The organism is Candidatus Eisenbacteria bacterium, from assembly GCA_013140805.1.
Lineage (GTDB): Bacteria > Eisenbacteria > RBG-16-71-46 > RBG-16-71-46 > RBG-16-71-46 > JABFRW01.
Genome location: JABFRW010000212.1, coordinates 1 through 3,610 on the forward strand (window position 1 = coordinate 1; position 3,610 = coordinate 3,610).

Annotated in this window: 3 protein-coding genes; all 3 read right to left on the minus strand. The window is 69.9% G+C overall.

What is annotated here, in order from left to right; translation table 11 throughout:
* Window positions 1-1,045 (minus strand): glycosyltransferase (locus tag HOP12_16215; protein NOT35686.1); only part of this gene is annotated, 1,045 nt, incomplete at its 3' end.
* Window positions 1,042-2,058: a polysaccharide deacetylase family protein gene (locus tag HOP12_16220; protein NOT35687.1), complete on the minus strand. Its 1,017-nt coding sequence runs from the start codon at window positions 2,056-2,058 to the stop codon at window positions 1,042-1,044. The genes HOP12_16215 and HOP12_16220, both read right to left, overlap by 4 nt.
* Window positions 2,055-3,494: a hypothetical protein gene (locus HOP12_16225; protein ID NOT35688.1), complete on the minus strand. Its 1,440-nt coding sequence runs from the start codon at window positions 3,492-3,494 to the stop codon at window positions 2,055-2,057. Before HOP12_16225 ends, HOP12_16220 begins: the two co-directional genes overlap by 4 nt.
* Window positions 3,495-3,610 lie beyond the last annotated feature (116 nt).

The window sequence follows — 3,610 nt, forward strand, 5'->3', positions numbered from 1 at the left end:
CGACCGAAGCGCGGCGCCGCGCTTCGGTCGGGTCGGCGAGCGCCGAGGCGAGTGCTCGAGCGAGCGCGGCCGGATCCCGGGCCGGCACCAGCCAGCCGGTGCGTCCGTCCTGCATCACCTCGGGCGTTCCTCCTACTGCGGTCGCGATCGAGGCGCGCCCCGCCGCCATGGCTTCCAGCAGCGCATTCGGAATGCCCTCCTCGCGCGACGACAGCACGAACACATCGAGCGCCGGAAGCAGCCGTTCGACGTCGGGGCGCTCGCCGAGGAAGTGCACCCGGTCGTCGAGCCCCAGCGTGTGCGCCTGGCGCTCGAGGCGTTCGCGTTCCGGGCCGTCACCGATCAGCACCGCTTCGAACGGCTGCCCCTCTCGCGTCAGCAGTGCGAGCGCTTCGAGCAGCATGCCCTGGTCCTTGCGGACTGCGAGGCATCCGACGCTCCCGATCACCGGCGCGACGCCCTTCAGTCCGAGCGCGCTGCGCTCGATGGCGCCGTTTCCGAATCGATCGACGTCGACGCCGTTGGGGATCACCGTGACGCGCTCGCGCGCCACTCCGAGGGCGACCGAACTCTCTCCGACCGCGCGACTGACCGCGACCACGTGAGTCGCGAGACGATGCGCGAGCCTCTGAACCGCGACCTGACGAGGGGTTTCGAATTCGTCCATGTTGCGCTTCGAGACCACCACCGCACGCACCCCGCACAGCCGCCCCGCCAACGCCGCGAACAGGTTCGGGCCGAACAGGTAACCGTGGATCACATCGGGACGCCAATCGCGAACCAGGTTCACGAGCCGCAGCAGCCCGCGCCATCCCGACGGGCCGTAGATGCGCGAGCTCATGCCGAGGTCGTGCACCGGCCAGCCGAGTGCACCGACCGCGACAGTGAACTGCCCGCGACGTTCGAAGCACGCGATCGCGAGCTCGAAGCGATCGCGATCGAGCCGCGACCACAACTCGAGCAGATGACGTTCGGCACCGCCGGCTACGAAATTATTGACGACGTAGAGCACCCGGATGCGAGGCGGCATCGCGGGGGCAGTCACGACGCCACCTCGCGTGCGGTGGCGCGCAGGCGGTCGAACGCGCCGTCGAGCTCGGCGCGCGCGAGGCGGCGCGAGAATCGCCCACCGGGTCCGAGGCACGCGCCCTCGCTGAATCCGCGGCGCGAAATCCGGAACGGATCGAACGGCGCGACGACATCCCCGGCCCGGGTCGTGACCGCGTAGGTGAGCCCGCTCGCGCGACACGCCGCGACCGTGACGTCGTCGTGATCCCCACCCGGGTAGGCGAGCCCCGCGACCGAAACGCCGAGCCGCGCTTCGACCTGTTGCTTCGATGCGGCGATCTCGTGGTGCTGATCCGCGGCCTCGAGCACGCTGAGATGCGGATGGTGCAGCGTGTGTGCGCCCACCTCCATGCCGGCCGCGGCGAACGCCCGCGCTTCGTCCCAGGTCGCGAACTCGCACGGAGCGGCGGCCGTCACTTCGAGCGCCTGCCGCAGCGATGCGAGGCGCCGGTCGCGCTCCGCGAGCGACGTCCGAAAAGCCGGGAGCAACGCGTGCAGCGCCGCGCTGCGCTCGGCGAGTCCGCCGAGCGGCCAGACGCGGGGCGCGCCGCTAGGTGCCCAGCGCAGCTCGCGCGACCGGGTGGTGGCGAGCGCGTGATCGAGCACGTCCCACCACGCGGGCTGTCGTTCCTCCATCAGTCCCGCAGTCAGAAAGAAGGTGGCGCGTGCGCCGGTCTCGGCCAGCAGCGGCAGTGCTCGCTCGACGTTGTCGCGATAGCCGTCGTCGAAACTCAGCGCGACACGATGTCCCGCCCCACCGCCGGCGAGATGCGCGAGCCCCTCGCCGACCGTGATCGGCGTCAGGCGTTCGGCGGCGAGGAACCGCAACTGGTCGCGCAGCACCCAGGCGCTGACGCCGAGGCGATAGAGCGGCCGCTCGCGATCGTCGTAGACGCGATGATGGCGGAGGATCGTGAGCGATCCACGACCGCCGGCGCCGCGCGGCGCATGCGCGAGGCTCAGTAACCAGCGTACGGTGCGCGCGCTCACGCCCGCACCCCGAGGTACTCCTGCACGCGGTGGTCGATCACCGCGCACAGCACCCACAGATTGCCGGTCACCTGGACGTCCCAGAAGCGATCGCCGAACCAGCACGAGATCGCGAGCACCAGGAACCCGGCGCCCGCGCCGACCGCCACCTGTCGCTCGAAACGATCGGCCGCCACCCTGATGCCGGCCTCGCACAACCGCACGCATCGCCACCAGAACCACAGGAACACCATCATGCCGAAGATGCCGAGCTCGGCGAGGATGCGCAGGTACGTATTGTGCGATGAGTCCTTGACCCGCAGTCCCAGCGCCGCACCGGCCTGCGGCAGCACGTCGCCGAGCGCGTCGTAGCCGACGCCGTCGAGCGGGTGCTCCTGGATCAGCACCATGAGGGTCTGCCAGGTGTTGACGCGCGACTGAGCACCAGCGTCGAGCGTCACGTCGTCACTCTCGTCGTCTTCGGTCTGGGTGGTCGAGAGCCGCTCCTTCACGTACTCCGGCATCCAGAACGGATTGGTCGCCACCCCGACCACCAGCAACACGAAGAACACCCGGGAGGAGCGCGCCGCGACCAGCAGAGCCGCGGCTGCCAGCGCCATCATGGCGCCGCGCGAAACCGTCATGAACACGCCGATCGAGCCGCACACCGCAACCGCGAGTGCGAATCCGCGCTGCCACCAGGCGCGCGCGCCGAACGCCAGCGAGAGCGCGAAAACCGAGAACATCGCGAGGAACGTGCCGAGCTCGTTCGCCTGCCCGATCGTGCCGGTGGCGCGACCGTGCAGGTTGCGCCCGTAGGCGAACGTGAACGCGGTCTCGATCGCGAGACCCAGCACCACGCCCCACACCAGGTGGGTGCGGTCCTTCGCGCCGCGAAGCATCGCGATCGCGACGAAGTAGACCGCGAAGCTCATGCCGCTTCGGAACAGCGACATGCCGGCCGGTGCCGCCTGGTACGTGTGCCCGGTCGGAAATGCCGCCGCGCGCATGATCGAGAACACGCAGAACACCAGGAACGCGGCGATCGGCAGGTGCAGCCAGCCGCCGCGCAGGAACGGCTCGCGCCGCATCACCTTGATGAGCGCGAACGAGAAGAATACTCCGAGCACCAGAGCATTCAGCGTGTTGACGCCTGGAATCGGCAGCTTCGGGAACAGGCCCAGAAGCGGCAGCAGCACCGGAAACAGTGAGAGCCCGAAATGCGGCAGCCCCGCGATCGCGCCGAGTCCGATCGCGCCGAACAGCAGCTTGATGAGCCGGTGCGACTGCTGGCCCATCATGTAGTCGAGCATCGCCAGTGCACTGATGGCCAGCACCGCGGCGACGGCCGCGATCGCGATCAGCGTCGGCATACCGAGCGCCTCGCCATGACGGCGCGCGCGTTCGCGCAGACCTTCGAACGATACCGGCAGCGGGGTGCGCGGATCGAGCGTCATCGGGTGCCGTCCGCGAGCAGACCCGGTTCGGTGGCGAGCGTCACACGTCGCAACGCAAGACTCGGAGCCGCGACCCGCCCGCGCGCGGACCGATTGCGCCGCAGGCCGGCGACCCA